The 24,219-nt window shown below is 65.3% G+C and carries 21 protein-coding genes; 10 read left to right on the top strand and 11 right to left on the bottom strand.

Features of this window, described 5'->3' with window-relative positions; translation table 11 throughout:
* Positions 1–57 precede the first annotated feature (57 nt).
* Positions 58–1,131 (top strand): ABC transporter substrate-binding protein, encoded by a 1,074-nt coding sequence (locus P0Y43_RS02540; RefSeq protein WP_275635724.1) that lies wholly within the window; start codon positions 58–60, stop codon positions 1,129–1,131.
* Between the two features lie 342 nt (positions 1,132–1,473).
* Here the strand turns inward: P0Y43_RS02540 and P0Y43_RS02545 are convergent, their stop codons facing one another.
* The gene (locus tag P0Y43_RS02545; protein WP_275635725.1) at positions 1,474–1,692 is read right to left on the bottom strand and encodes a DUF2970 domain-containing protein; all 219 of its coding nucleotides are present in this window, start codon (positions 1,690–1,692) and stop codon (positions 1,474–1,476) included.
* A 105-nt stretch (positions 1,693–1,797) separates the two neighbouring features.
* On the bottom strand, positions 1,798–5,505 hold the full coding sequence (gene metH / locus P0Y43_RS02550) for a methionine synthase (RefSeq protein ID WP_275635726.1): 3,708 nt from the start codon (positions 5,503–5,505) through the stop codon (positions 1,798–1,800).
* 187 nt (positions 5,506–5,692) lie between these two features.
* On the opposite strand from metH, the gene P0Y43_RS02555 reads away from it, so the two are divergent.
* The 5 genes from P0Y43_RS02555 (at position 5,693) to P0Y43_RS02575 (ending at position 11,287) form a co-directional block, all read left to right on the top strand.
* The gene (locus tag P0Y43_RS02555) at positions 5,693–7,993 is read left to right on the top strand and encodes a fatty acid cis/trans isomerase (RefSeq protein WP_275635727.1); all 2,301 of its coding nucleotides are present in this window, start codon (positions 5,693–5,695) and stop codon (positions 7,991–7,993) included.
* Positions 7,994–8,170: 177 nt separating this feature from the next.
* Entirely contained in the window at positions 8,171–9,205 is a 1,035-nt protein-coding gene (locus P0Y43_RS02560) for an acyltransferase family protein (RefSeq protein ID WP_275635728.1), read from the top strand.
* A 58-nt stretch (positions 9,206–9,263) separates the two neighbouring features.
* Positions 9,264–9,848, top strand: a complete 585-nt coding sequence (gene nfuA, locus P0Y43_RS02565; RefSeq protein ID WP_138217419.1) for a Fe-S biogenesis protein NfuA — start codon at positions 9,264–9,266, stop codon at positions 9,846–9,848.
* Positions 9,849–10,196: 348 nt separating this feature from the next.
* Positions 10,197–10,805: an SCO family protein gene (locus tag P0Y43_RS02570; RefSeq protein WP_275635729.1), complete on the top strand. Its 609-nt coding sequence runs from the start codon at positions 10,197–10,199 to the stop codon at positions 10,803–10,805.
* 5 nt (positions 10,806–10,810) lie between these two features.
* Positions 10,811–11,287, top strand: coding sequence for a copper chaperone PCu(A)C (locus P0Y43_RS02575; protein ID WP_275635812.1), 477 nt, complete (start codon positions 10,811–10,813; stop codon positions 11,285–11,287).
* Positions 11,288–11,383: 96 nt separating this feature from the next.
* Here P0Y43_RS02575 and P0Y43_RS02580 read toward each other — a convergent pair whose 3' ends face one another.
* On the bottom strand, positions 11,384–11,611 hold the full coding sequence (locus P0Y43_RS02580) for a hypothetical protein (protein ID WP_275635730.1): 228 nt from the start codon (positions 11,609–11,611) through the stop codon (positions 11,384–11,386).
* Between the two features lie 194 nt (positions 11,612–11,805).
* On the opposite strand from P0Y43_RS02580, the gene P0Y43_RS02585 reads away from it, so the two are divergent.
* Positions 11,806–13,023 carry an MFS transporter gene (locus tag P0Y43_RS02585; RefSeq protein WP_275635731.1) on the top strand — a complete coding sequence of 406 codons (1,218 nt, stop codon included), beginning with the start codon at positions 11,806–11,808 and terminating at the stop codon, positions 13,021–13,023.
* A gap of 8 nt (positions 13,024–13,031) precedes the next feature.
* Here P0Y43_RS02585 and P0Y43_RS02590 read toward each other — a convergent pair whose 3' ends face one another.
* The 7 genes from P0Y43_RS02590 to P0Y43_RS02620 form a co-directional block, all read right to left on the bottom strand.
* The gene (locus P0Y43_RS02590) at positions 13,032–13,865 is read right to left on the bottom strand and encodes an AraC family transcriptional regulator (protein WP_275635732.1); all 834 of its coding nucleotides are present in this window, start codon (positions 13,863–13,865) and stop codon (positions 13,032–13,034) included.
* Positions 13,862–14,173: an AzlD domain-containing protein gene (locus P0Y43_RS02595; protein ID WP_275635733.1), complete on the bottom strand. Its 312-nt coding sequence runs from the start codon at positions 14,171–14,173 to the stop codon at positions 13,862–13,864. Before P0Y43_RS02595 ends, P0Y43_RS02590 begins: the two co-directional genes overlap by 4 nt.
* Complete coding sequence (locus P0Y43_RS02600; protein WP_275635734.1) at positions 14,170–14,871, bottom strand: AzlC family ABC transporter permease; 702 nt, start codon at positions 14,869–14,871, stop codon at positions 14,170–14,172. Before P0Y43_RS02600 ends, P0Y43_RS02595 begins: the two co-directional genes overlap by 4 nt.
* A gap of 168 nt (positions 14,872–15,039) precedes the next feature.
* Positions 15,040–15,726, bottom strand: coding sequence for a sel1 repeat family protein (locus tag P0Y43_RS02605; protein WP_275635735.1), 687 nt, complete (start codon positions 15,724–15,726; stop codon positions 15,040–15,042).
* A gap of 159 nt (positions 15,727–15,885) precedes the next feature.
* Complete coding sequence (locus P0Y43_RS02610) at positions 15,886–16,977, bottom strand: hypothetical protein (RefSeq protein WP_275635736.1); 1,092 nt, start codon at positions 16,975–16,977, stop codon at positions 15,886–15,888.
* A gap of 28 nt (positions 16,978–17,005) precedes the next feature.
* Positions 17,006–17,638 (bottom strand): LysE family translocator, encoded by a 633-nt coding sequence (locus P0Y43_RS02615; protein ID WP_275635737.1) that lies wholly within the window; start codon positions 17,636–17,638, stop codon positions 17,006–17,008.
* 2 nt (positions 17,639–17,640) lie between these two features.
* Complete coding sequence (locus P0Y43_RS02620) at positions 17,641–18,417, bottom strand: YqcI/YcgG family protein (protein WP_275635738.1); 777 nt, start codon at positions 18,415–18,417, stop codon at positions 17,641–17,643.
* A 189-nt stretch (positions 18,418–18,606) separates the two neighbouring features.
* Here P0Y43_RS02620 and P0Y43_RS02625 point away from each other — a divergent pair, with 189 nt between their 5' ends.
* Positions 18,607–19,527: a LysR substrate-binding domain-containing protein gene (locus P0Y43_RS02625; protein WP_275635739.1), complete on the top strand. Its 921-nt coding sequence runs from the start codon at positions 18,607–18,609 to the stop codon at positions 19,525–19,527.
* Here P0Y43_RS02625 and P0Y43_RS02630 read toward each other — a convergent pair.
* Positions 19,518–20,420 (bottom strand): LysR family transcriptional regulator, encoded by a 903-nt coding sequence (locus tag P0Y43_RS02630; protein ID WP_275635740.1) that lies wholly within the window; start codon positions 20,418–20,420, stop codon positions 19,518–19,520. The genes P0Y43_RS02625 and P0Y43_RS02630 overlap by 10 nt on opposite strands.
* A 116-nt stretch (positions 20,421–20,536) precedes the next feature.
* Here P0Y43_RS02630 and P0Y43_RS02635 point away from each other — a divergent pair, with 116 nt between their 5' ends.
* Complete coding sequence (locus tag P0Y43_RS02635) at positions 20,537–21,742, top strand: MFS transporter (RefSeq protein ID WP_275635741.1); 1,206 nt, start codon at positions 20,537–20,539, stop codon at positions 21,740–21,742.
* A gap of 69 nt (positions 21,743–21,811) precedes the next feature.
* Positions 21,812–24,172, top strand: coding sequence for a DNA polymerase II (locus P0Y43_RS02640; protein ID WP_275635742.1), 2,361 nt, complete (start codon positions 21,812–21,814; stop codon positions 24,170–24,172).
* The last annotated feature ends 47 nt before the right edge of the window (positions 24,173–24,219 follow it).

Consider the following 24,219-nt stretch of genomic DNA (forward strand, 5'->3'; position numbering starts at 1 on the left):
GGTTGGCAGGCCTGCGCGGCTATAATCGGGTTGTTTTGCTTTGCAAGGATGATCCGCATGTTCAAGGCCTTCTGGAGCCTGTGCTTGAGCCTGCCCTTGGCAGCCAGCGCACAGGCCGCTTCGGTGGTGTTTCTCAACCCGGGCCTTGCCAACGAAACGTTCTGGGTCAGTTACTCACGCTTCATGCAGGCCGCCGCCGACGACTTGGGCATGGAATTGCGCGTGCACTATGCCGAACGTGACCCGCAGCGCCTGTTGGAGCAAGCCCGTGAGACATTGCAAGGGCCCGCGCGCCCCGATTACCTGGTGCTGGTGAACGAGCAGTATGTGGCGCCGGAGATCATGCGCCTGTCCCGTGGCAGCGGGGTGAAGCTGTTCGCGGTCAATAACGGCCTGACCGACAGCCAGGCGCAGACCGTCCAGGCGCACCCGGACAACTACGATTCGCTACTGGGCACCTTCGTTGGAAATGACGAACAGGCCGGCTACCAGATGCTGCGCGAGCTGGCCGCGCGGTTGCCGGCCTCCCGCGAACCGGTGGAGCTCGTGGCCTTCGCCGGTATCAACACCACCCCAGCCTCTCGGTTGCGCGAACAGGGCATGCGCCGCGCCCTGGCGGAGTTGCCGCAGGTGCGCCTGCGCCAAGTGGTGTACGGCGGTTGGAACCGCCAGCGGGCGTTCGAGCAGGCGCAACTGCTGGTTCGTCGCTACCCGAATGTGCGCTTGGTGTGGTCGGCCAATGACGAGATGGCCTTCGGCGCCATGCAGGCCTTCGAGGCGGCAGGCCGTGTGCCTGGGCGCGAGGTGTTGTTCAGTGCCGTCAACAGCTCGCCCGAGGCGCTGCGCGCGCGGATCGATGGGCGCCTGGGCGTTCTGATGGGCGGGCACTTCACGCTGGGCGGCTGGGCCATGGTGGTGTTGCACGACGACGCGCATGGCCTGCCCGCCGACCGTGATGGCCAGCGTGTGCATCGCTTGCCGGTGTTGCAACTGATCGATCCGACCAAAGCGCGGCGCTGGCTCAAACTGATGGATCAGGACGGCTATGGCATCGATTTCCAGCGTTTCAGCGCCGAAGGGCGCCCGGCCGATTACCGCTACCCGTTCCTCGCGTCGCCCGTCGATTATTGAAAGACCTTTCTTGAGAGAAGGGCATTGCTGGGCTTAACTGCTGCGTGTGAAGTGCATTCCCATAACCACTACAAGAGGCAATGCAATGGGAAACCCGACCAAGCTCCGCAAGCCTGACAGCAGTGTCGACGCCTGGGCGATCCTGTGCCTGATCGTCCTTGTCGTCGTGACGGCTGTGTATTGGGTCAGCCACCAGTAACGCGATGCTCTAGACCGTGAAGTGAAACCTGAGCCGCCCGTGGAAGGGATTTCCGCGGGCGGGTTGCGTTTTGCGTGGGCGGATTTGTGGTGTCGGTACCGTTCCTATCGCGGGGCAAGCCCGCGACAGGGACGCTATTGACGCTAACGGGCCGTGAGGTGCATCGCCAACTGCACCAGGCCGATCAGCACCAGAATGAACACCAGGGTGAACAGCGTGCCGAGCACGATGAAATGGCTGGCCTTGCCGTGGGTGAAGTCGCGGGCGCGGTTCTTGCCGCTCTGCACGCCGAAGGCGGCGGCGAGGATGCTGTGCAGCATCTGCCAGAAGGTGGGCGGTTTGCCTTGGGTGGAGTCGTCCATGAGGGGCTCCTGAAGGTTTCGGAAGCGATCAGGGACAGTGTAGACAGTGGCGGCAAGCCCGCTCCTGCAGGAGTGGGCTTGCCGCGCGATGAGGCCGTCTCGACCTCAGCCTTCGTACCCAAGGTTAGGCGCCAGCCAACGCTCGGTCACCGCCAGGTCCTGGCCTTTACGCGCGCTGTAGCGCTCGACCTGGTCCTTGTCCACCTTGCCGACGGCGAAATACTGGGCTTGCGGGTGGGCGAAGTACCAGCCGCTGACCGCCGCCGCCGGGAACATGGCGAAGTGCTCGGTGAGGAACACCCCGCTCGGGCCGGTCTCGCCGATGGCGCTGCCGTCGAGCAGGCGGAACAGGGTCTCTTTCTCGGTGTGGTCCGGGCAGGCCGGGTAGCCAGGGGCAGGGCGGATGCCGCTGTACTGCTCCTTGATCAGCGCCTCGTTGTCCAACTGTTCGTCGCGGGCATAACCCCAGTACTCCTTGCGCACCCGCTCATGCAGCCATTCGGCGCAGGCCTCGGCCAGCCGGTCGGCCAGGGCTTTGACCATGATCGAACTGTAGTCGTCGCCCTTGTCCTGGTAGGCCTTGGCCACTTCTTCGGCGCCGATGCCGGCGGTGGTGATGAAGCCACCGACGTAGTCGGTGACGCCGCTGTCCTTCGGTGCGACGAAGTCGGCCAGCGACCAGTTCGGCTTGCCGTCGGGCTTGATGGTCTGCTGGCGCAGGTGGTGCAGGGTGGCCAACGGCTGGCCGTCATCGCCGTAGACCTCGATGTCGTCATGGGCGACCTGGTTGGCCGGCCAGAAGCCGAACACCGCGCGGGCGCTGATGAGTTTCTCGTCGATCAGCTTGTCGAGCATCTCGCGGGCGTCCTTGTACAGCGCCGTGGCGGCCTCGCCGACCACTTCGTCGGTGAGGATGCGCGGGAACTTGCCGGCTAGGTCCCAGGAGATGAAGAACGGCGTCCAGTCGATGTACTCGGCCAATACCCGCAGGTCGATGTCGTCGAGCACCTTGACGCCGGTGAAGGAGGGTAGCGCCGGGGTGTAGCTGGCCCAGTCGTACTGTGGCTTGGCAGCGATGGCCTGGTTGTAGCTCAGGCGTTCGGTGCGGGCACTGCGGTTGGCGGTGCGTTCGCGCACCTCGACGTATTCCTGGCGGGTTTTCTCGACGAAGCCGGGCTTGAGTTCCTTGGACAGCAGCTGGGTGGCCACGCCCACGGCGCGCGAGGCGTCGGTGACGTAGACCACCGCGTCGTTGGAGTACTTGGGTTCGATCTTCACCGCAGTGTGCGCCTTGGAGGTGGTGGCGCCACCGATCATCAGCGGCAGCTCGAAGCCTTGGCGCTGCATCTCGCGGGCGACGTGGACCATCTCGTCCAGCGACGGGGTGATCAGGCCGGACAGGCCGATGATGTCGCACTTCTCGTCGCGCGCGGTCTGCAGGATCTTCTCGGCCGGCACCATCACGCCCATGTCGACGATGTCGTAACCGTTGCAGCCGAGCACCACGCCGACGATGTTCTTGCCGATGTCGTGCACGTCGCCTTTGACCGTGGCCATGAGAATCTTGCCCTTGGCCTCGGGCTTGTCGCCTTTTTCGGCTTCGATGAACGGGATCAGGTGGGCCACCGCCTGCTTCATCACGCGGGCCGATTTCACCACCTGGGGCAGGAACATCTTGCCGGCGCCGAACAGGTCGCCGACCACGTTCATGCCACTCATCAGCGGGCCTTCGATGACCTCGATGGGGCGCGCGCACTGCTGGCGGCATTCCTCGGTGTCCTCGACGATGTGCGCGGTGATGCCCTTGACCAGGGCATGCTCCAGGCGCTTGGCCACGGGCATGGCGCGCCAGGCTTCGTCCTCGACTTCCTTGGTGGCGCCGCCACCCTTGTAGTCGTCGGCGATCGCCAGCAGGGCGTCGGTGCCTTCGGGGGTGCGGTTGAGCACCACGTCCTCGACCTTGTCGCGCAGGGCGGCGGGGATCTCGTCGTAGATCTCCAACTGGCCGGCGTTGACGATGCCCATGGTCAGGCCATTGCGAATGGCGTGGAACAGGAACACCGAGTGGATCGCCTCGCGGACCGGGTTGTTGCCACGGAAGGAGAACGACACGTTGGACACGCCACCCGAGCTAAGGGCATGGGGCAGGTGGTCACGGATATAGGCGCAGGCTTCGATGAAGTCCACGGCGTAGTTGTTGTGTTCCTCGATGCCGGTGGCCACGGCGAAGATGTTCGGGTCGAAGATGATGTCTTCCGGCGGGAAGCCCACTTCGTTGACCAGGATGTCGTAGCTGCGCTGGCAGATTTCCTTCTTGCGCGCGGCGGTGTCGGCCTGGCCGGCCTCGTCGAAGGCCATCACCACCACGGCGGCGCCGTAGCGCTTGCACAGGCGGGCGTGGTGCTTGAACTGCTCGACGCCTTCCTTCATGGAGATCGAGTTGACGATGCCCTTGCCCTGGATGCATTTGAGGCCCGCTTCGATCACCTCCCACTTGGAGGAGTCGATCATGATCGGCACCCGGGAGATGTCCGGTTCACCGGCGATCAGGTTGAGGAAGCGGACCATGGCGGCCTGGGAGTCGAGCATCCCTTCGTCCATGTTGATGTCGATCACCTGGGCGCCGGCCTCGACCTGTTGCAGGGCGACTTCCAGGGCCTCGGTGTAGTTCTCCTCGCGGATCAGTCGGGCGAACTTGGCGGAACCGGTGATGTTGGTGCGCTCGCCGACGTTGACGAACAGCGACTGGCGATCGATGGTGAACGGCTCCAGACCGGACAGGCGGCAGGCCTTGGGGATGTCTGGAATGGCCCGTGGCTTGTACTTGGCCACGGCCTCGGCGATCGCCTGGATGTGCGGCGGGGTGGTGCCGCAGCAGCCGCCGATGATGTTGAGGAAGCCGCTGGCGGCGAACTCCTCGACCACGGCGGCCATTTCCGCCGGGGTCTCGTCGTATTCGCCGAAGGCGTTGGGCAGGCCGGCGTTGGGGTGCGCGGACACATGGGTGTCGGCCTTGGTCGAGAGTTCTTCCAGGTACGGGCGCAGGTCCTTGGCGCCAAGGGCGCAGTTTAGGCCCACGGAGATCGGCTTGGCATGGCGCACCGAGTTCCAGAACGCCTCGGTGGTTTGACCCGACAGGGTACGGCCGGAGGCATCGGTGATGGTGCCGGAGATCATGATCGGCAGTTCCAGGCCGTCTTCCTCGAACACCTGCTGCACGGCGAAGATCGCTGCCTTGGCGTTCAGGGTGTCGAAGATGGTCTCGATCAGGATCAGGTCGGCGCCGCCTTCGATCAGGCCACGGGTGGCCTCGATGTAGTTTTCCACCAACTCGTCGAAGGTGACGTTACGGTAGCCGGGGTCGTTGACGTCGGGGGAAATCGAGCAGGTTCGGCTGGTGGGGCCGAGCACGCCAGCGACGAAACGTGGCTTGTCCGGGGTTTCCAGGGTCTTGGCGTCGGCCACCTGGCGGGCGATGCGCGCGCCTTCGACGTTGAGCTCGTACACCAGCGACTCCATGCCATAGTCGGCCTGGGAAATCTGCGTGGCGTTGAAGGTGTTGGTCTCGAGGATATCGGCGCCGGCGTCCAGGTAGGCTTTCTCGATGGCGGCGATGACGTCGGGCTGGGTCAGCAGCAGCAGGTCGTTGTTGCCTTTCACGTCGCTTGGCCAATCGGCGAAGCGCGTGCCACGATAGTCGGGTTCCTCCAGGCGGTAGCTCTGGATCATAGTACCCATGCCGCCGTCGAGGATCAGTATGCGCTCCTTGAGGGCATGCTGGAGTGCTTGGAGACGAGCGCTGCGGTCGGACATAGGAACTACCTGGTCGGGCAAATATCAGAAGGTGCGGAATAATAACAAAGCTGCACGGATTTTAGGCGTTTCGGCAAAACTCATGAATTTGATTCATGTTGCCGCGCACACAGGCCCGGCAACCCAGGGCCGCCCAAGGACAGGTAGGCAAATCGTGACAGCTATCAAGAATCAGGACATTCGGCACATGGTGCATCGTTTTCTTGCCGGCGCCTTCGCCCTGCTCATCAGCGGCGTGGCGGTCGGGCAAGCCCCGCAATCCAGCCCGGCAATCTCCTATGCCCGGGACATCCAACCCATCTTCACCGAGAAATGCGTGGCTTGCCACGCGTGCAACGACGCCGCCTGCCAACTCAACCTGGGCAGCGCCGAGGGTGCCGAGCGCGGCGCCTCCAAGGTGCCGGTGTACCAGGGCGAACGCAGCCAGGCGGTGCCCACCACGCGACTGTTCTATGACGCCCAGGGGGAAGAGGCCTGGCGCAAGAAGGGCTTCTATTCGGTGCTCGATGCCCAAGGCAGCCAGGCGGCGCTGATGGCACGCATGCTCGAACTGGGCCACAGGACCCCGCTCACGCCCAACGCCAAGCTGCCCGAGGAGATCGTCCTGGGGCTGAACCGCAACAACATGTGCCCCTTGCCCCACGAGTTCGACGCCTATGCCGGCGCCCACCCCAAGGAGGGCATGCCGCTGGCGGTGACCGGCTTGACCGACCAGGAGTACCAGACCCTGCAGCGTTGGCTGGCGGCGGGCGCGCCGGTGGAGTCGCAGGCGATTCTGCCGAGCCCGAGCGAAGCCCGGCAGATCGCCGACTGGGAGGAGCTGCTCAACCGCCCAGGCGCCACCGAGGCGCTGGTGGGTCGCTGGCTGTACGAGCACCTGTTCCTCGCGCACATCCACTTCGTCGGCGGCGAGCCTGGCCACTTCTTCCAGTGGGTGCGTTCGCGCACGCCAAGCGGCCAGCCGGTGGACCTGATCGCCACGCGCCGGCCGAACGACCCGCCAGGCACCGATTTCTACTATCGCCTGGTACCGGTCGCGGGCGTGATCGTGCACAAGACCCATATCACCTACCCGATGGGCCCGCAGAAGCTCAAGCGGGTCAAGCAGCTGTTCTACAGCGGTGACTGGCACGCCACATCGCTGCCCGGCTATGGCCCACGGCACCGGGCCAACCCGTTCGAGACCTTCGAGGCGATCCCGGCGGTGGCGCGCTACCAGTTCATGTTGGACAACGCCGAATACTTCGTGCGCACGTTCATCCGTGGCCCGGTCTGCCGTGGGCAGATCGCCACCGACGTGATTCGCGACAATTTCTGGGCACTGTTCCAGGAACCGGCCCACGACCGCTACGTCACCGATGCCACCTACCGTGGCGAGGCCACGCCGCTGCTGGCCATGCCGGGGCAGATCGACGACGTGGGCAGCGTCCTGAGCCTGTGGCACGCCTACCGCGACAAGCGCAACGAATACGAGAAGCTGCGCCGGGAAGCCTACGCCGAGCTCCCGCCACCGAGTTGGTCGACCCTGTGGGCGGGCAATGACAACGCGCTGCTGACGATCTTCCGTCACTTCGACAGCGCCTCGGTGACCAAGGGCCTGATCGGTGACGTGCCGCTGACCACTTGGCTGTTCGACTACCCACTGTTCGAGCGCACCTACTACCAGCTGGCGGTGAACTTCGACGTGTTCGGCAACGTCTCGCACCAGTTGCAGACGCGCCTGTACTTCGACCTGATCCGCAATGGCGCCGAGGTCAACTTCCTGCGCCTGATGCCGGCCGACAAGCGCGGCGCGATCCTCAGCGACTGGTACCAGAACAGCGGCAAGGTGAAGATGTGGCTCGACTACACCGACATCGACACCCGCACGCCGAGTGGCCTGGCGCTGAGTGAGCACAACCCGCGCCGCGACTTCGGCCTTAAGCTGTTGCAGCGTGTCGGCAGCCTCAACGCCACGCCCGACCCGATCAACCGCTGCACCGGCGCCTACTGCTCGCGGCCGCAGATGACCCCGGAGTTCCGCGACGTCGAGCAGAGCCTGAGCCGTCTGGTATCGCGCCCGGCGGCAGGGCTGAAAGTGATCGGTCAGCTGCCTGAGGCGACCATGCTGCGCATCGAAGGGCAGGGCGGTCAGCGCCAGGTCTACAGCCTGCTGCGCAACCGTGCCCACAGCAACGTGGCGTTTCTGCTCGGCGAGGCGTACCGCTACCAGCCGGGGTTGGACACCCTGACCCTGGTGCCGGGTGTGCTCAGCAGCTACCCGAACTTCATGTTCAACATTCCGGCAGGCGATGTGCCGGAGTTCGTCGAGGACATGGAGGCTGCGCGCGACGACTCGGCCAAGTTCGAGCGCGTCGTCCAGCGCTGGGGCGTGCGCCGCAGCCACCCCGAGTTCTGGCGCTACTTCCATGACCTGAACACCTTCATCAAGCAAACCCAGCCAGTGGAGGCGGGGGTGCTGGACATGAACCGCTACGAGAACCTCTGATCGATTGCCGGGAAAGGCGCCTGACCTTTCCCGGCATCCTGCGGTCGGACTGTCGAGTGGTTCCGGTTGCAGCCCGGCAATCCCTGTCGGAGCGGGCTTGCCCCGCGATCGAGCGCGCGGCGCTCGTCCCGGGCGTACCACCGGAACCTGAATGCACCGAAAACCGCAGGACAACCCATGCTGTATTCGCTTCAGGCTCTCCGTGCCTTCGCTGCCTGGCTGGTGGTCTGCCACCACTTCATGCAGATCTTCTTCGACTTCAACGCCAAAGGCCCCGTTGGCCGCCTACTCTCCGAAAGAGGCGCCGTGGGCGTCGACATCTTCTTCGTGATCAGTGGGCTGGTGATCTACCTCTCGACCCGCGACAAGGACATCGCCCCGCGTCAGTTCCTGCTCAACCGCGCCCTGCGCATCGTGCCCGCGTACTGGTTCTACACCCTGCTCATGGCCCTGCTGTTGCTGGTCGCCAGCCGTTGGATGCCGCACCAGGTGTTCGAATGGCAGCACCTGCTGCTGTCGCTGCTGTTCGTGCCGGCGGAGAACCCCGGCGGCTATGGCCTTTACCCGACACTCAACGTGGGCTGGACGCTGAACTTCGAGATGTTCTTCTACCTGCTGTTCGGGTTGGCGTTCCTGGTGCGCCAGCGTCATCACCTGGTGTTGGTCACCGCCGCACTGCTGCTGGTCAGCGAGGTGTTGGGTCGGTTGGGTGTGCTCAGCCGCTTCTACAACAACGGCATCATCTACGAGTTCCTGCTGGGCATTGCCCTGGGCGTGCTGTACCGCCGAGGCATGATCCGCGAGGGGCTGTGGCTGCCGCTGGCGGTGTTGGCCATGGCGGGCTACGCGCTGTATCACCTGGATGCCTCCCAGCGCCTGCTGCACTGGGGGCTGCCCAGCGCACTGGTGGTGTTGGCGTTCGTCGCCCTGGAGCCGTATTTCCGGGGTAACCGGGTGCTCAAGGCGCTGGGCGACTGCTCCTACTCGGTGTACCTGATTCACGTGCTGGTGCTCTATGGCGGCTGGTTCGCCAGCCAGCGCCTGGCCTTGAACCCCTACCTGGTGTTCGCCTTCTGCGTGCCGTCAATCGGACTATTGTCGTGGTTCAGCTACCACTGGCTGGAACGGGGCCTTTATCGGCGCATGCACGCCTGGCTGCAGGCGCGAAGGGGGCAGGGCCAGGCGTTGGCGCTTTCCCGAGTCAAATGCTAGGACTTTGTTCGAAGGCCGGCTTGGCGTACACTGGCCGGCAAGTCTGTGAGGAACTTCCATGAGCGCTATAACCATTACCGATGCCGCCCATGACTACCTGGCCGATCTGCTCTCCAAGCAGAACACGCCTGGGATTGGCATCCGCATTTTCATCACCCAGCCGGGCACCCAGTACGCCGAGACCTGCATCGCCTACTGCAAGCCGGGCGAGGAAAAACCCGACGACGAGCCGGTGGGCCTGAAGAGCTTCACCGCCTATCTGGACGCCGTCAGTGTGCCGTTCCTCGAGGACGCACTGGTCGACTATGCGACCGACCGCATGGGCGGCCAGCTGACCATCAAGGCGCCGAACGCCAAGGTGCCGATGGTCAACGAAGACAGCCCGATCAACGAGCGCATCAACTACTACCTGCAAACCGAGATCAACCCGGGGCTGGCCAGCCACGGTGGCCAGGTGAGCCTGGTCGACGTGGTCGACGATGGCATCGCCGTGCTGCAGTTCGGCGGTGGTTGCCAGGGCTGCGGCCAGGCTGACGTGACCCTGAAGGATGGCATCGAGCGCACCCTGCTCGAGCGCATTCCGGAGCTCAAGGGTGTGCGTGACGTGACCGATCACACCCAGAAAGAAAACGCCTACTACTGATACACCCTCTCGCGGGGCAAGCCCGCTCCTAGAGGTGCGACGCCGCACCTGTAGGAGCGGGCTTGCCCCGCGATTGCGTCCGCCCTGGCACCCTGCCTATTCCCAGCCGACCTCTACGGTTGCCGCCCTCGCCAGGCGTATGGACACGCGACAAAACTGACGCTGCACCTAGCAACAATCTGTTACCGATTCAACCCCTGCGACAACAGGCCGCAGCCCGTAAATCAAGGGCTTGCGGCCCATCCCGCCTTGGTCGGGTGGATGGCCTGAGGGTGTCATGCCAGAATGCGCCGGTTTTTCGTCCGGCCCTGCCCAGGGGCCGGCACCTTCCCTGTAAAGGATGGTTCCATGACTGATCTACTGACCCGGCGCGCGGTCGTCGCCGGGATGGGCGTGCTGGGCCTCGGCCTGCTGGCCGGGTGCAACCCCGCCCGGGGGCTGGACTTCAAGTACGGCAAGAACATGAGCAACGAGATCCTCGGGCGCTCCTTCCGCCTCAAGGACCCGCAAGGCAACGTGCGCACCCTGTCGAGTTTCTACGGCTCGATGCCGATGATCTTCTTCGGTTTCACCCAGTGCCCGGCGGTCTGCCCAACCGCCTTGGCGCGTGCGGCGCAGATCAGGAAGATGCTGACCGGTCGTGATCGCGACCTGTTCCAGGTGGTGTTCATCACTCTGGACCCGGAGCGCGACACCCCCGAAGTGCTGGACGCCTACGTCAAGGCCTTCGACCCGTCGTTCGTCGCCCTGACCGGCACCCCCGCGGAAATCGACGAGGTGGCCCGCGAATTCAAGGTGTTCTACGAGAAGGTCCCGGCCGGCGACACCTACACCATCTCTCATTCGTCCACCAGCTACGTCTACGACACCCGTGGCACCCTGCGCCTGAGCCTGGGGCATTCGCTGAACGCCAAGGAATGCACCGAAGACCTGCGCACTTTGATGGAGATTTGCTAATGGCAATTTCGCTGCAACCGATCAAGCGCGGCCTGGCCGCCCTGGCACTGCTGGGCCTGGCGCTGCCGGCACTGGCCGAAACCACCGTAAGCGACGCCTGGGTGCGCGCCAGTGTGCCGCACCAGCAGTCCACCGGTGCCTTCCTGACCCTGACCGCCAGCAGCGACAGCCAACTGGTAGGCGTGGCCTCGCCGGTGGCCAAGACCGTGCAGGTCCACGAAATGACCATGAGCGGCGACGTGATGGGCATGCGTGAGGTGAAGGCCGTCGAATTGCCTGCCGGCAAGGCGGTGACCCTCGACCCGAATGGCTACCACGTGATGCTCATGGGGTTGAACGGGCAGGTCAAGGAAGGTGAGCAGGTGCCATTGACCCTGACCATTGAGGATGGCAAAGGGCAGAAGCAGACCGTCGAGGTCAAGGCGCAGGTCAAGGCGCTGAACGCCGAGATGGGCGAGCACGACCACGCGCACATGCATTGATCGTCGGTTGAGTTGAGGCAAGGGACCGCTGCGCACTCCCTCGCGGGTTTGCCCCGGGAAGGGCGCGCAGCGGTCCCTTTGTATTTTGGTGCTCGATCAGCTACGAAACCGCGGCAACGGCCGGTCGATGGTGAGCGAGGTCAGGGTCTTGCGGACCTGGGCTTCATCGGCTTCGAGCGCCTTGAGGCTGGCGCGGATCTTGCCGGCGGCGGGCACATCGCCCTGCCGGTCGATCCAGTCGGCGATTTCCTTGCAGGCGCTGCTAAGGCACGCCTGGCGCTGGTTCATCAGCGTGATGAGGGTGGTGAGCTCTCGTTCGGACATGGCGGGATCCTCCGTTCAGCCCTGTCAGTGTAGCAGTGCTGGCCAGACCTGCCCGGCCGCGCCCCATGGCGGCGGGCATTCAGACAATTTGAAACAGCTTGGCCCCCGTCACCGGGCGCGTTTCCCCCTATTCTCACTCCCTCGGATTGCCCGCCCCGGGCATCGACACGGCCTCCCGAACGAGGTGCAAGGACATGCACGCGTTGAACCTCAACCCCCAGACCCGGCGCCTGGCGGTTGGCTACTGCTTTTCCAAATGCGGCGAGTTCGCCTTCGAGGCGGCCTTCGCGGTCGCCGTGGTGGCGATGACCGACGCCGACCTGCTGCAGATCGGTATCGTCTACTGCCTGCGCTATCTGCCGAGTGCACTGTGTTCGCCGGTGGGCGGCTGGCTGGCGGACAACGGCCAGAAAAAGCGCACCCTGCTGAGCGTGGAGTTGGCCAAGAGCGTACTGGCCTTGGTGTTCTTCGGGGTATTTGCACTGTACACGCCGAACCTGGCCGTGGTGATCATCCTGGCGATGCTGATGACCGCGCTGGACTGCCTGTACGTGCCAACCTTCCGCGCCTACTTCCCCGAACTGGTCGACAAGGATGAACTGCCAGCGGTGAACAGCGCCGTGCAGGTGATCGAGGACGCTGCCTCGATCATCGGCCCGCTGGTGTTCTCGGCGTTGGCGCTGGGCTGGTCCAGCACCGCGACCTTTCTGTTCTTCGGCCTGTGCCTGTTGTTGTCGGTGGCGTGCATCGCCACATTGGCGGTAGGCGCGCGTCAACCAAGGGTAGCGTTCGACGGCCTGGCGCTGGTGCGTGACGCGGCGCGTAGTGTCGGGCAGTTGCGAGGCGGTAACGCACCGTTGTTCGCAGTCATCGGTTGCACCACCTTGTGCGCGATGTTCGCCACTTCCGTCATTCGCTTCATCCTGCCTGCCTCGGTGCTCGAACGGTTCGGCTCCGAAGCTGCGGTCGGCTACGTGTTCGCCTTGCTGGCGGCGGGCACGGTGCTGGGCGGCATGCTCTATACCCGCTTCAATAAACGCACCACCGCGCGGCTGGTCGTGCGCTATTGGGCGCTATATGGCGCCCTGTTCCTCGCCGCTGCGCTTGCCTTGGAGTACCAGGCCTGGTTGTTCCTGATGATCCTTTTCGCTGTCGGCTTTGTCGGGGCCTTCGTCGACATCGCCATCGTGACCAATATCCAATGCCTGTCGGCCGATCATGAGGTGGGGCGCAACTTTTCCCTCTACTACTTCACCGCAGTGCTGGGTGACGCCATGTCCGGTTTGGTGGCCAGTCTGGTGTACCTGCTGGTGGGGCCGGCGACCTTCGTCTGGATGACCTTTATGCTGTTCGCCGCCCCTCTGCGTTGGCATTTCAGGGGCAAGCTGGAGGCGTCGCCTCCAGAGGGCTAGGGGCGAAGTCAGGCGCTCAGCAGGCAGGCCTGGCGATACGTGCCAGGTGTCACCCCATAGGCCTGCTTGAATTGGCGGTTGAGGTGGCTCTGGTCGGAGAAGCCCAGGGCAAAGGCCACCTCCAGTGCCGGCACGCCGCTTTTCAGCAGTTCCCGCGCACGCACCAGGCGGCGTTGCTTGAGCCAGGCATGCGGCGGCAGGCCGGTGGCCTGGCGGAACACCCGAGCGAAGTGGAAGGGCGAAAGGTTCACCGCGCTGGCCAGGGCTTCCAGCGAAGGCGGGTCGGCCAGTCGGCTTTCCAGCAGCTCGCGGGCGCGGGCTACGGCAAGCGGTTCGTTGCCGGCCGGCCGGACCTCGCCGCCGCGGCCATGGCGCTGCACCAGGGCGAGGATGGCATGGCGCCAGGCCGTTTGCTGCTCCAGGGCGCTGGCAGCGTTTTCGGACAGTTGGTGCAGTTGGCTGAAGGTCGCGGCCAGGAACGGGTCCTGAATCACGCTCTGGCTGAAATAGGGCATGCCGCCGCCCAGCTCCAGCTCGTCCAGCACTCCGGTGACCCGCTCGCAGTCGGGGTAGACCGCACGGTAGCGCCAGCCAGCCACGTGGGCGGTGGCGCCGGTGTGCAGTTCGTCGGGGTTGATCATCACCATGCTGCCCACCGGCGCCAGGTGCTCGCTGCCGCGGTGCCAGAAGCGCTGGGCGCCGGACTCGATCACCGTGAACACATAGCCTTCATGCACGTGCGGGGCGAAACGCTGCTGAATGTAACGGGCGTGGAGCATCTCCACATCGCCCAAAGCCGGTGCCTGCCAGAGGTGGATCTGTTCGCGCAGGGGCGTGCTCATAGCCAGCTGCGCAGAAGGAAGAAAATCAGCATGCTCGCCAGCATGCTCAGCAATACGCTGCGGGTCAACAGCACCAGGGCGATGGCCACCAGCGCGCCGAGCAGGTAGGGGTTGAGCGGGTCGAGGTTCAGTTCGTGCCCTGGCAGGAAGATGATCGGCCCGCAGATCGCCGTGAGCATGCCGGGGACCGCGAAGCCGAGGAACTGCCGGGCATTGGAGCTCAGCCGCAGGGGCAGGCGTGGTTCGATGAAGGCATAGCGGTTGAGAAAAACCACCACACCCATGGCGACGATCACCAGCCAGATCATGAGCGGCCTCCCCAGCATTTCTGACAGACGAACCCGGCGGCCATGCCCAGCAGGCCGGCGACCACCAGTGCGGTTTCCCAGTGCCAGTAGCTGAACAGCACCGAACAGAACAGTGACACCGCCACGCACGCCATGGTGGGCAGGTTGCGCACCAGCGGGGCGATCAGGGCGACGAAGGTGGCGACGATGGAAAAGTCCAGGCCCAACTGGTCCAGGTGCGGAATATTCTGGCCGAGGACGATGCCAGCCAGGGTGAACAGGTTCCACGCCACGTAGAAGGTCAGGCCCACGCCCAGGGCGTACCAACGGTTGAACTGCTGCTGGTCGTGATGGCTGGTCAGGGCGAACAGTTCGTCGGTCAGCAGAAAGCCCAGGCCCAGGCGCCAACGGGTCGGCAGGCCTGACAGCACGGGGCGCATGGAGAGCCCGTAGAGCAAATGCTGGGAAGTCAGCAGCAAGGTGGTCAGGAGGATCGAGAACAGGCTGGCGCCGCCCTTGAGCATGCCGATCGCCACCAACTGCGCGGCGCCAGCGAAGACGATCGTCGACAGACCCTGGCCTTCCCAGGGGCTCAGGTTGGCTTCTATGGCCATGGAGCCAGCCAGCAGCCCCCAGGGCGCGACGGCGATGGACAGCGGCAGGATGGCAATGGCGCCTTGGAGGAACGCCTGGCGGGCGAGGGGGGGACTGCTGGACATGATGGCTATGACGGGTCGACAGGGAAAGACAGCATGCCTGGGTGGGACAGGGGATGGCTTGAACGATCTTGCTCAGTTCAAGGGCCCTATCGCGGGGCGAACCCGCTCCTGCAGGGCTTGGCCCGTGGCGTCACCTGTGGGTGCTTGCCCCGCGACAGGGCTGGGGAATCAGCGGTTGCTGGTCAACCGCTGCTGCGCCGCCACGCAACCGTTGATCTCCACAGCCTTTTGCAACAACACCTGGCGACGTTGTGGGTCGAGGTCGCCGAGCAGGCGGTACACCTCGGCCTGGTAGTCGCGTTGGCGACCCCACTGCATCTCCAGGCCTTGCGGCTGGGTGCGGTTGCAGGCCAGGCGCGTGGCCGGCTGCGGGTAGTAGGGCGCGTACAGGGTGGCCATGCTGGGGATCGCCTCCATCGCCTCGCGGTACGCCGGGCTGGCGTTATAGGCCGGGCACCAGTTGGCGATGGCGGTCGCTGGCGGGGCGAAGCCTTGCTTGAGGCTGGCCTCGAGCAACGGGCAGGCGGCGTCGGAGATCTGCGCCACGGGCAGATAGGTCATGTAGTACAAGGCCAAGCGATACTGGGCCACCGGGTGGCCGAGGGCGACCGACTTCTTCAGCAGCGCCACGGCCGTCGGCAGGGTACGGGCCATGGCCTGGCCTTGGCGACTCAGCTCAGGGTCGTTGTCGGCGGCGGTGCGCAGCGGGCTTTCACTGTCGTCTTCGCTGTCGGCCTGTTCCAGCAGCGGCAGGGCCTGGCGGTAGAGCAGGTCGGCATGGGGGTCGATGCGCACGTCGAGCGCCTGCGCCGTCAACGGCGCCAGGGCGATGAGCAGCAGGGCACCACGAGTCACAGGCGGGCCTCGCGGGTTGGCCGGGCGCGGACGGCGGCCAAGGACGTTTGGGCGGCTGGGGTGTTCATGACGGGTATGCGATGCCTCAGGCGGATCGGAAGCGATGAGGCGCTATTCTAGCCATCCCTGGGCATTGGCCGAAAGACCATTGCTCGGCTGTCAGACGAGCTTGATCGGGGTGAGCTTGCGTGGGCTGTACTTTTCCTGGGCCAGTCCTAGTTTGGCGGTGATCACCTTGGCCAGGGCATTGTTGCCCAGGTCGTTGAAATGCAGGCGGTCGACGAACAGGTTCTCAGCGAACACCGGCGAACTGCTGAGCATGCAGTTCATGTCGTAGCAGGGCACAGGTTCGGCCTGGCTCTTGATGCGACGGAAGAAGGCACCGTGCAGCTGGCTGTCGAACACCCCGGCCAGCAGCGCGTCGAAGTTCGCCGGCTGACGCTCTAGAGCCGCGAGCATCGCCTGTTCACCGGCAGGCGCCTGCTCGCGGCACCAGGGCAACAGCGGTTGGAGGATGAAGGTGAGGGTGGTGTGGCTGTCTGCCAGCAGGCGCTCCCACTGACGCAGGGTGCGACCGATGGTGTCGGCGGCGCGAATCATCCGCTTGTCCGGTGCCGACAGCGCAGCCAGGGGCGCGGGGCGTTCGTCACGACGTGGCGCCAGGGCCTGCCCCAGGCGCTGCCAGAGTGATTCGCGACCTGGAGGCTCGTGGCGCTGCACGCCTTCATTGAAACTGTTGAGGTAGTCTTGGTAGGGCTTGGCCTGCGGTTGTTCGTGCTCGGCGCCGAGCACTTCGCCCAGCGCCTCGTGCGCCAGGGTGTTCAGGCCGCTGAGCAGCACCACATGGCCGACCTGGCCGAGGCGGTGCTGGTGGGTGAGGAACATCAGCAACTCCTGGGTGGCATTCAGACCGCAGCCTGCCAGGCTCAGCCACACTTCGCCGGTGAGCATCGACAGGTAGGATGCGACCGTATGCTCGTCGGAGCTTGCACCGATGCCCAGCGCCGTGGAGCCTCCCACCAGCAGGTTGACCTGCGCCGTGCCACCGCGCTCGGCCACCGAGAAGCGCTTACCCGCGCAGTGGCTGTAGCGCAGGCCCAGGGCGTCGGTGTTGATGGTGCCGGAACGGTAGCCCCGCTCGTGTACGTACAGGGTTTGTGGCGCGCGCCGACCGCCCAGCAGCAGGAAGCGCTGGTAGTCCCGCTGCAGTGCGAAGGGACGGCCCACGGTAGCAGTGTCGATCGTTTTCATGGGCGCTCCTTTCGGCTCGGGGCGTGGCTCAGGCGGCCAGTTCCCGCAGGTTGTAGATGAGGCCACCGGCCGCGATCAGCAGCAGAGCGATACCCGAGGCCAGGCTGATCAGGCGGTTGCTGCGCTGCGAGGCGATCTTGCCGATGGCGAAGATGTACAGGCTGAGCACGGCGAAATCGATGAAGATCCACAGCAGCGACAGCACCACCATGCTCTTTTCGAATGACTCGGTGATCTGGATGAACTGTGGGAAGAAGGAAATGAAGAAAATGATGTCCTTGGGGTTGGAGATGCCGACCATGAACCCCTGCCATAGGCCGCCACGCCCAGGCTTGGCCGGCGTCGCCGTGTCTTCGCTGGCTGCCGGCGCCTGCTGCAGGGCCTCGCGCAAGGTGCCCACGGCGATGTAGCCGATGAACAGGCAGCCCAGCAGGCTCATGCCGCTGAGCCAGTTCTTGTCGATGGCCGCGCTGGTCATGATGATCCAGGCCGCGGCGCCGATCAGCACCAGCGATGCCCAGTTGGTGCCGACGGCGGTGAACAGCGCCTTGCGCGAGCCGGACGCGGCGGCGGTGTTGACGATCAAGGCCACCACTGGGCCAGGCGTGGCGATCAGCAGCAGGACGGTGAGGGCGTAAGTGGCAGTCAGTGCGGTATTCACGTTCAGTTCTCGATCAGGTTTTCAGGCGTTGCATGGGCATGGAAGGGGCAACGCGACGGTTGCAGCGAGCCGGCTTCCTGAAGTTGGTATTGCTTCCATTCGAAGTTGTCGTCCTGGCCGAAGAAGCCTAGGCTGTCGGGCACCACGCCGTCGTTGTAGCGCGCCACCCGCTCGCGGATTCGGGCGCGGATGCGTTGGCCGCTTTCGGTGCGGGCACTGGCCACTTCGTCGAAGCTTTCCCGGGGGTTGATGACGAAGGCGATGCTGTTGCCCAGGTTGCGACTGCGCATCTGCCGGTGCGCCGGGAAACTCATGTTGATGAACAGCGGCATGCCGGCGAAGCAGAACGACCACTGGGTGTCGTGAGGGTCGCGGGGCACATCCTGCGGCCAGGGCTGCGGGTCGCGCGCGTGAACCTGCTGGAGTACCTTCCAGGCCAGGCCCTGCTGCTCGGCCAGGGTGCCGTTGCCGCTGCCTTCGAGGAACACCAGCAACGGCGTGCCGATGCGTTGCTTGAGCGGCACCGGGCCGATGGTCCGCACGTAGTCGGCAAGCCCCCGGGCGATGTCGTTGGCCGGCTGTTCGGCACGGGCGAAGACGATGTGGCAGGTGGCGGCGGCCACCGCCTTGCGTCCGAACAGGCAGGGGAATTCGGGGTGGCCGAGGATGGCCTTGAAGTGTTCTATGGTCTTGTACGTCCAGTGGTGTTTGTTCTGGACATGTTCATCGGACAGCTCTAGCGCATCCAGGCGATAGCAATTTCCATAACCCGTAAACATGATTTCCCCAGGAGTTCGCAGATAAAGGGTCTTCCGGTACCTTTTCGTGTCATAACTTTTTCGCCAGATACCGGCGTTTTAGCTATATATAATTGTTATTTACCGGCATTTTCTGAGAATGACTTACTATTGTAAAACGCCTGGAACTATGACCTACTATTAGTTTCGCTCATGCTCTGGAAGAGGCCGATGTCTGAACGGATTCAAGCACTGCACGCCCTGCGTGCCTTCGAAGTGGCATCGCGCTACGGCTCCTTCACCCGCGCGGCGGAAGAGCTGGCCCTGACCCAAGGAGCGGTCAGCCATCACATCAAGACCCTGGAGGCCCTGTTCGGTTGCGACCTGTTCGAGCGCCGAGGCCCCAAGCTGCGCCTGACCGAACATGGCCGGCTGCTGGCCCAGGAGTTGAAGGTCGGTTTCAAGATCATCGAGAACGCCTGCGCGCTGCTGCGCCAGGACCGCTATGCGGTGCGCCTGAAGGCCGCCTCGACCCTGACCGTGCGTTGGCTGCTGCGCGCGCTCGACGGTTTCAAGAAGGTCGACGACAGCTGCAGCGTGCAGCTGTCGAGCGTGTGGATGGACATCGATTCGGTGGATTTCTACTCCGAGCCCTACGACTGCGCGATCCTGCTGAGCAACGGTCGCTTCCCGGCCGATGTCGAGAGCCTCAAGCTGTTCGATGAATGGCTGATCCCGGTGTGCCACCCCGATTACCTGCCAGACCCGGAGCCTGAGCTCTCGGTGCTGCGTGGCTGCGAATTTCTCCACCCCTCGCCGGACCGCCGTGACTGGCGGCGCTGGTTGGCGCGGGTGGATGCGCTGGACGTCAGCATCGACCAGGGCCAGGTGTTCGATACCCTTGACCAGGGCATCTCGGCAGCCCAGCAGGGCATGGGCATCTCGGTGGTCGACCTGGTGCTGGCCAGCGCCGATCTGGCGGCAGGGCGGTTGGTCACGCCGTTCAAGCAGGCGGTGGCCACCGGTGACGGCTACTACATGACCTGGCTCAAGGCCAGCCCCAAGGCACGGCAGATGAACCGGCTGCGCGACTACCTGCTGGGGCAGGTGCCGCCGCTGTCGTACAAGGACATCAACTACCTCTACGGCTGAGCGGGCTGCGTACCGAATACCCGCTGCTGCATGAAGTCGATGAACACCCGCAGTTTTGGTGCCGGCTGGTGACCGGAAGGCCACAGCAGGTAGAAGCTGCCGCGCTGCTCGATGAACCCATCGAGCACCCGCACCAGGCTGCCATTGGCCAGTTCACGGTGCACGGTGAAATCCGGCAGGCAGGTGATGCCTCGGTGGTTCAAGGCGAAACAGACACGCGTCTCGACATGGTTGCAGACCATCGACACCGGAATGTCGTAGGCCTGATCGGGGTGTTCGCGGCGTAGTGGCCAGGCTTCCATCTTGCCGGTACTGGGAAAGCGGTAGTGCAGGCAGGTGTGCTGCGCCAGGTCGCGGGGGTGCTGCGGGGTGCCGCGTTGTGCCAGGTACGCGGGCGAGGCCACCAGGCAATGGCGGAAGTGCCCGAGAAAGCGCGCGTTCAGGCGGGAGTCGGCGGGCTGGCCGCCGCGCATCACCACATCGAAACCTTCGCCGACGATATCCACCAGGCGGTCGCTGAAGTCCAGGTCCAGTTCGACCTGCGGGTACAGCGCCATGAAGTCGGCCAGCGCCGGCATCACCAGCCCCGTCACCTGGGGCAGGCTGATGCGCAAACGCCCGCGCGGTTCGCCGCTGGCCTGCGACAGCTCCTGCTCGGCGGCCTCGATTTCGGCGAGGATGCGCCGACTGCGCTCGAGGAACAGCGAGCCCTCGGCTGTGAGGGTGATGCTGCGGGTGCTGCGGTGGAACAGGCGCACCCCCAGGCGGGCTTCCAGGCGCGCCACGCGCTTGCCGACGGCCGAGGCGCTGAGGCCCAGCGACTGCCCGGCGGTGACGAAACTGCGGGTCTCGGCCACCCGGTTGAAGACCACGAAGCCGCTGAGGCTGTCCATGTCGCGCTCCCATTGCGGACGTTTATGTCCAGTGTGAGCGGAATTCTACCCGTCTTTTTCCGCAATAGGTCGCGCGGCACCATGGGCGCCTCGGTTTCCTTCAGAAGGTTTCACCCATGACCCAGACCTCCAGCGCGGCCCTGGCCGCCGATACCCCCGCTCACGCCCAGCGCCTGCCCATGAGCGGGTTGCTGGCCTTGGCGATGACCGGCTTCATCGCCATTCTCAGCGAAACCCTGCCGGCCGGGCTGCTCGACCAGATCGCCGATGGCATGCACGTCAGCCAGGCCATGGCCGGGCAATGGGTCACCGCCTATGCCTTGGGCTCGCTGCTGACCGCGATCCCGCTGGTGACCCTGACCCAGGGCTGGTGGCGGCGCCGCGCCTTGCTCCTGGCGATCGCCGGGTTCGTCGTGTTCAACGGCCTGACCGCGCTGTCCAACGACAATGGCCTGACCCTGGCCCTGCGCTTTCTCACGGGCACTGCCGCAGGCCTGGCCTGGGGCTTGATCGCCGGGCATGCCCGGCGCATGGTGCCCGTGGCGCAGCAAGGCAAGGCCATGGCCGTGGCCATGATCGGCGCACCGATCGCCCTGTCGCTCGGCGTGCCAGCTGGCACTTGGCTCGGTGCCTGGCTGGGGTGGCGCGCGACCTTCGCGCTGGTGGCGCTGGCGTCGCTGCTGTTGGCCGCCTGGGTGCTGCGTGCGGTGCCGGACTTCCCCGGTCAGGGCGCGGGCCAGCGCGCGGGCGCCTGGCAAGTAATGCGCACGCCGGGGGTGGCGCGGGTGCTGCTGGTGATCCTGGCCTGGATCCTGGGTCATAACATTCTCTACACCTACATCGTGCCGATGCTGGCGGCGGCAGGCATGGCCGCCGACACCGGGCTGGCGCTGCTGACCTTCGGCCTCGCCGCCCTGGCCGGTATCGCGGTGACCGGGCTGTGGGTCGACCGCCACCTGCGCGGCCTGGTGTTGCTGAGCCTGGGCGGCTTTGCCGTGGCGAGCCTGGCGCTCGGTCATGACGGCGCGCCGGAGTGGGCGGTGTACGCCAGCGTGGTGCTCTGGGGGCTGACCTACGGCGGTGCGCCGACCTTGTTGCAGACGGCCTGTGCCGACGCGGCAGGGGCGGGAGGCGATGTCGCGCAGTCGATGCTGGTGACGGTGTGGAACAGCGCCATTGCCCTCGGTGGCGTGGTCGGGGGCCTGCTGCTGAGCGGCCAGGGGGTGGATGCGTTCGGCGGCGTGGTGCTGGCGCTGGTGGCAGTGGCCGGGCTGCTGGCCTGGGGTGGCCGGCGGGCCGGGTTCGTGGCGGGCGTGCGCTGAGCACGGCGTCACGGCCCGCACGCAAAACGGGTAGAATCGGCCCCTTGATCAACGATTCGAGGTCCCCCCGTGGAGTTGCAGCAGGGCTTTGTCCTGACCCGTCATTGGCATGACACGCCCGAAGGCACTTGCGTGGAGTTCTGGCTGGCCACCGACCGCGGCCCGCGCCGCCTGCGCCTGGCAGCGCAACCGTCGGTCGCCTTCATCCCCTCGCAACAGGCCGAGCAGGCCCGTACGCTGTTCGCCGACGAACCCGGCACCGAGCTGCGCCCCCTGGGCCTGCGCGACTTCCAGCAGCGCCCGGTGACGGGCCTGTATTGTCGCCAGCACCGCCAGCTGATCGCCCTGGACAAACGTCTGCGCAGCGCGGGTATCGACGTCTACGAAGCCGATATCCGTCCACCTGAACGCTACTTGATGGAGCGCTTCATCACCGCCCCGGTGTCGTTCGGTGGCCGTGAAGAAGCCGATGGCAGCCTCAGTGATGCCCAGCTCAAGCCCCAGCCGGACTACCGCCCGAGCCTGCGCCTGGTGTCGCTGGATATCGAGACCAGCGAGCGCGGCGAACTCTACAGCATCGCCCTGGAAGGTTGCGGCCAGCGCCAGGTGTACATGCTGGGCGAGCCCCCCGCCGACGACCCCGCCGTGGACTTCGACCTGCACTACTGCAGCGACCGGGCGCAACTGCTCGACTGCCTCAACCAATGGCTGGCGCGCCACGACCCCGACGCCATCATTGGCTGGAACCTGGTGCAGTTCGACCTGCGCGTGCTGCACGAGCACGCCAAGGCCTTGCAAGTGCCGCTGTGCCTGGGCCGCGACGGCGCGCCGATGAGCCTGCGCGAGCACGGCAGCCGCAGCCACTTCTTCGCCGACGCCCCGGGGCGTCTGTTGATCGATGGCATCGAGGCGCTGCGCTCGGCGACCTGGAGCTTCCCCTCCTTCAGCCTGGAAAACGTCGCCCAGACGTTGCTCGGCGAGGGCAAGGCGATCGATACGCCCTATCAGCGCATGGACGCGATCAACCGCATGTTCGCCGAGGACAAGCCGGCCCTGGCCCGCTACAACCTCAAGGACTGCGAGCTGGTCACGCGGATCTTCGCGCACACCCGGCTGCTCGACTTCCTCCTCGAACGCGCCACCGTCACCGGCTTGTCGGTGGACCGCAGCGGCGGCTCGGTGGCTGCGTTTTGCCACTTGTACATCCCGCCCATGCACCGCCTGGGCTTCGTCGCGCCCAACCTGGGCAGCGTGCAGGGCGAGGCCAGCCCCGGCGGCTTCGTCATGGATTCGCGCCCCGGGCTGTACGAGTCGGTGTTGGTGCTGGACTACAAGAGCCTGTACCCGTCGATCATCCGCACCTTTCTCATCGACCCGGTGGGGTTGGTCGAGGGCCTGCGCCAGCCAGACGACGAGCACGCCGTCGAGGGTTTTCGCGGCGGGCGCTTCTCACGTACCCGGCACTGCCTGCCGGCGATCGTCGAGCGGGTTTGGCAGGGCCGCGAGGCGGCCAAGCAGGCCGGCAACGCGCCGCTGTCGCAGGCGCTGAAAATCATCATGAACGCCTTCTACGGTGTGCTCGGCTCCAGCGGCTGCCGCTTCTTCGATCCTCGCCTGGCTTCGTCGATCACGATGCGCGGGCACCAGATCATGCGCCAGACCCGCGCACTGATCGAAGCGCGCGGCTTCGACGTGATCTACGGCGACACCGACTCGACGTTCGTCTGGCTCAAGGGCGCCCATGGCGAGGAGGCTGCCGCGCGCATCGGCCAGTCGCTGGTGGCTGAAGTCAACCAATGGTGGCGCGAGCATCTGCGCCAGACGTCAGGCCTGGACTGCGCCCTGGAGCTGCAATTCGAGACGCACTACCGGCGCTTCCTGATGCCGACCATTCGCGGCACCGACGAAGGCAGCAAGAAGCGTTACGCCGGCCTGGTGCAGCGCGCCGATGGCAGTGACGAGGTGGTGTACAAGGGGCTGGAGTCGGTGCGCACCGACTGGTCGCCGCTGGCCCGGCAGTTCCAGCAGGCGTTGTACGGGCGCATCTTCCGTGGCCAGCCATACCGGGACTACGTGCGCGACTATGTGCGCAGCACCCTGGCCGGTGAACAGGACGCGCTGCTGGTGTACCGCAAGCGCCTGCGCCGCCCGCTGGCCGACTACCAGCGCAACGTGCCGCCCCACGTGCGCGCCGCGCGCCTGGCCGATGAGCACAACGACCGCCTCGGGCGCCCGCGCCAGTACCAGAATGGCGGCTGGATCAGCTACCTGATCACCACCCATGGGCCCGAACCGCTGGAAAACCTGCAATCGCCGGTCGACTACGAGCATTACCTCAGTCGTCAATTGCAACCGGTGGCCGATGCCATCCTGCCCTTCGTCGGCGATGACTTCGGTGCCCTGACCGACCGTCAGTTGCTGCTGTTCTGAGGCGAGCGGGTGGCAACCGGTTAACGCTGGCCCGCACTCGCCTGGCC

The organism is Pseudomonas entomophila (genome assembly GCF_029193575.1).
Lineage (GTDB): Bacteria > Pseudomonadota > Gammaproteobacteria > Pseudomonadales > Pseudomonadaceae > Aquipseudomonas > Aquipseudomonas entomophila_G.

What these genes read in the sequence shown, in the direction of transcription:
- P0Y43_RS02580 (WP_275635730.1), bottom strand. Translation starts at nt 11,611, where the DNA reads ATGTCCGAACGAGAGCTCACCACCCTCATCACGCTGATGAACCAGCGC.
- P0Y43_RS02570 (WP_275635729.1), top strand. Translation starts at nt 10,197, where the DNA reads ATGACTGATCTACTGACCCGGCGCGCGGTCGTCGCCGGGATGGGCGTG.
- metH (WP_275635726.1), bottom strand. Translation starts at nt 5,505, where the DNA reads ATGTCCGACCGCAGCGCTCGTCTCCAAGCACTCCAGCATGCCCTCAAG.
- P0Y43_RS02585 (WP_275635731.1), top strand. Translation starts at nt 11,806, where the DNA reads ATGCACGCGTTGAACCTCAACCCCCAGACCCGGCGCCTGGCGGTTGGC.
- P0Y43_RS02600 (WP_275635734.1), bottom strand. Translation starts at nt 14,871, where the DNA reads ATGTCCAGCAGTCCCCCCCTCGCCCGCCAGGCGTTCCTCCAAGGCGCC.
- P0Y43_RS02595 (WP_275635733.1), bottom strand. Translation starts at nt 14,173, where the DNA reads ATGATCTGGCTGGTGATCGTCGCCATGGGTGTGGTGGTTTTTCTCAAC.
- P0Y43_RS02635 (WP_275635741.1), top strand. Translation starts at nt 20,537, where the DNA reads ATGACCCAGACCTCCAGCGCGGCCCTGGCCGCCGATACCCCCGCTCAC.
- P0Y43_RS02555 (WP_275635727.1), top strand. Translation starts at nt 5,693, where the DNA reads ATGGTGCATCGTTTTCTTGCCGGCGCCTTCGCCCTGCTCATCAGCGGC.
- P0Y43_RS02590 (WP_275635732.1), bottom strand. Translation starts at nt 13,865, where the DNA reads ATGAGCACGCCCCTGCGCGAACAGATCCACCTCTGGCAGGCACCGGCT.
- P0Y43_RS02540 (WP_275635724.1), top strand. Translation starts at nt 58, where the DNA reads ATGTTCAAGGCCTTCTGGAGCCTGTGCTTGAGCCTGCCCTTGGCAGCC.
- P0Y43_RS02545 (WP_275635725.1), bottom strand. Translation starts at nt 1,692, where the DNA reads ATGGACGACTCCACCCAAGGCAAACCGCCCACCTTCTGGCAGATGCTG.
- P0Y43_RS02560 (WP_275635728.1), top strand. Translation starts at nt 8,171, where the DNA reads ATGCTGTATTCGCTTCAGGCTCTCCGTGCCTTCGCTGCCTGGCTGGTG.
- P0Y43_RS02630 (WP_275635740.1), bottom strand. Translation starts at nt 20,420, where the DNA reads ATGGACAGCCTCAGCGGCTTCGTGGTCTTCAACCGGGTGGCCGAGACC.
- nfuA (WP_138217419.1), top strand. Translation starts at nt 9,264, where the DNA reads ATGAGCGCTATAACCATTACCGATGCCGCCCATGACTACCTGGCCGAT.
- P0Y43_RS02625 (WP_275635739.1), top strand. Translation starts at nt 18,607, where the DNA reads ATGTCTGAACGGATTCAAGCACTGCACGCCCTGCGTGCCTTCGAAGTG.
- P0Y43_RS02610 (WP_275635736.1), bottom strand. Translation starts at nt 16,977, where the DNA reads ATGAAAACGATCGACACTGCTACCGTGGGCCGTCCCTTCGCACTGCAG.
- P0Y43_RS02620 (WP_275635738.1), bottom strand. Translation starts at nt 18,417, where the DNA reads ATGTTTACGGGTTATGGAAATTGCTATCGCCTGGATGCGCTAGAGCTG.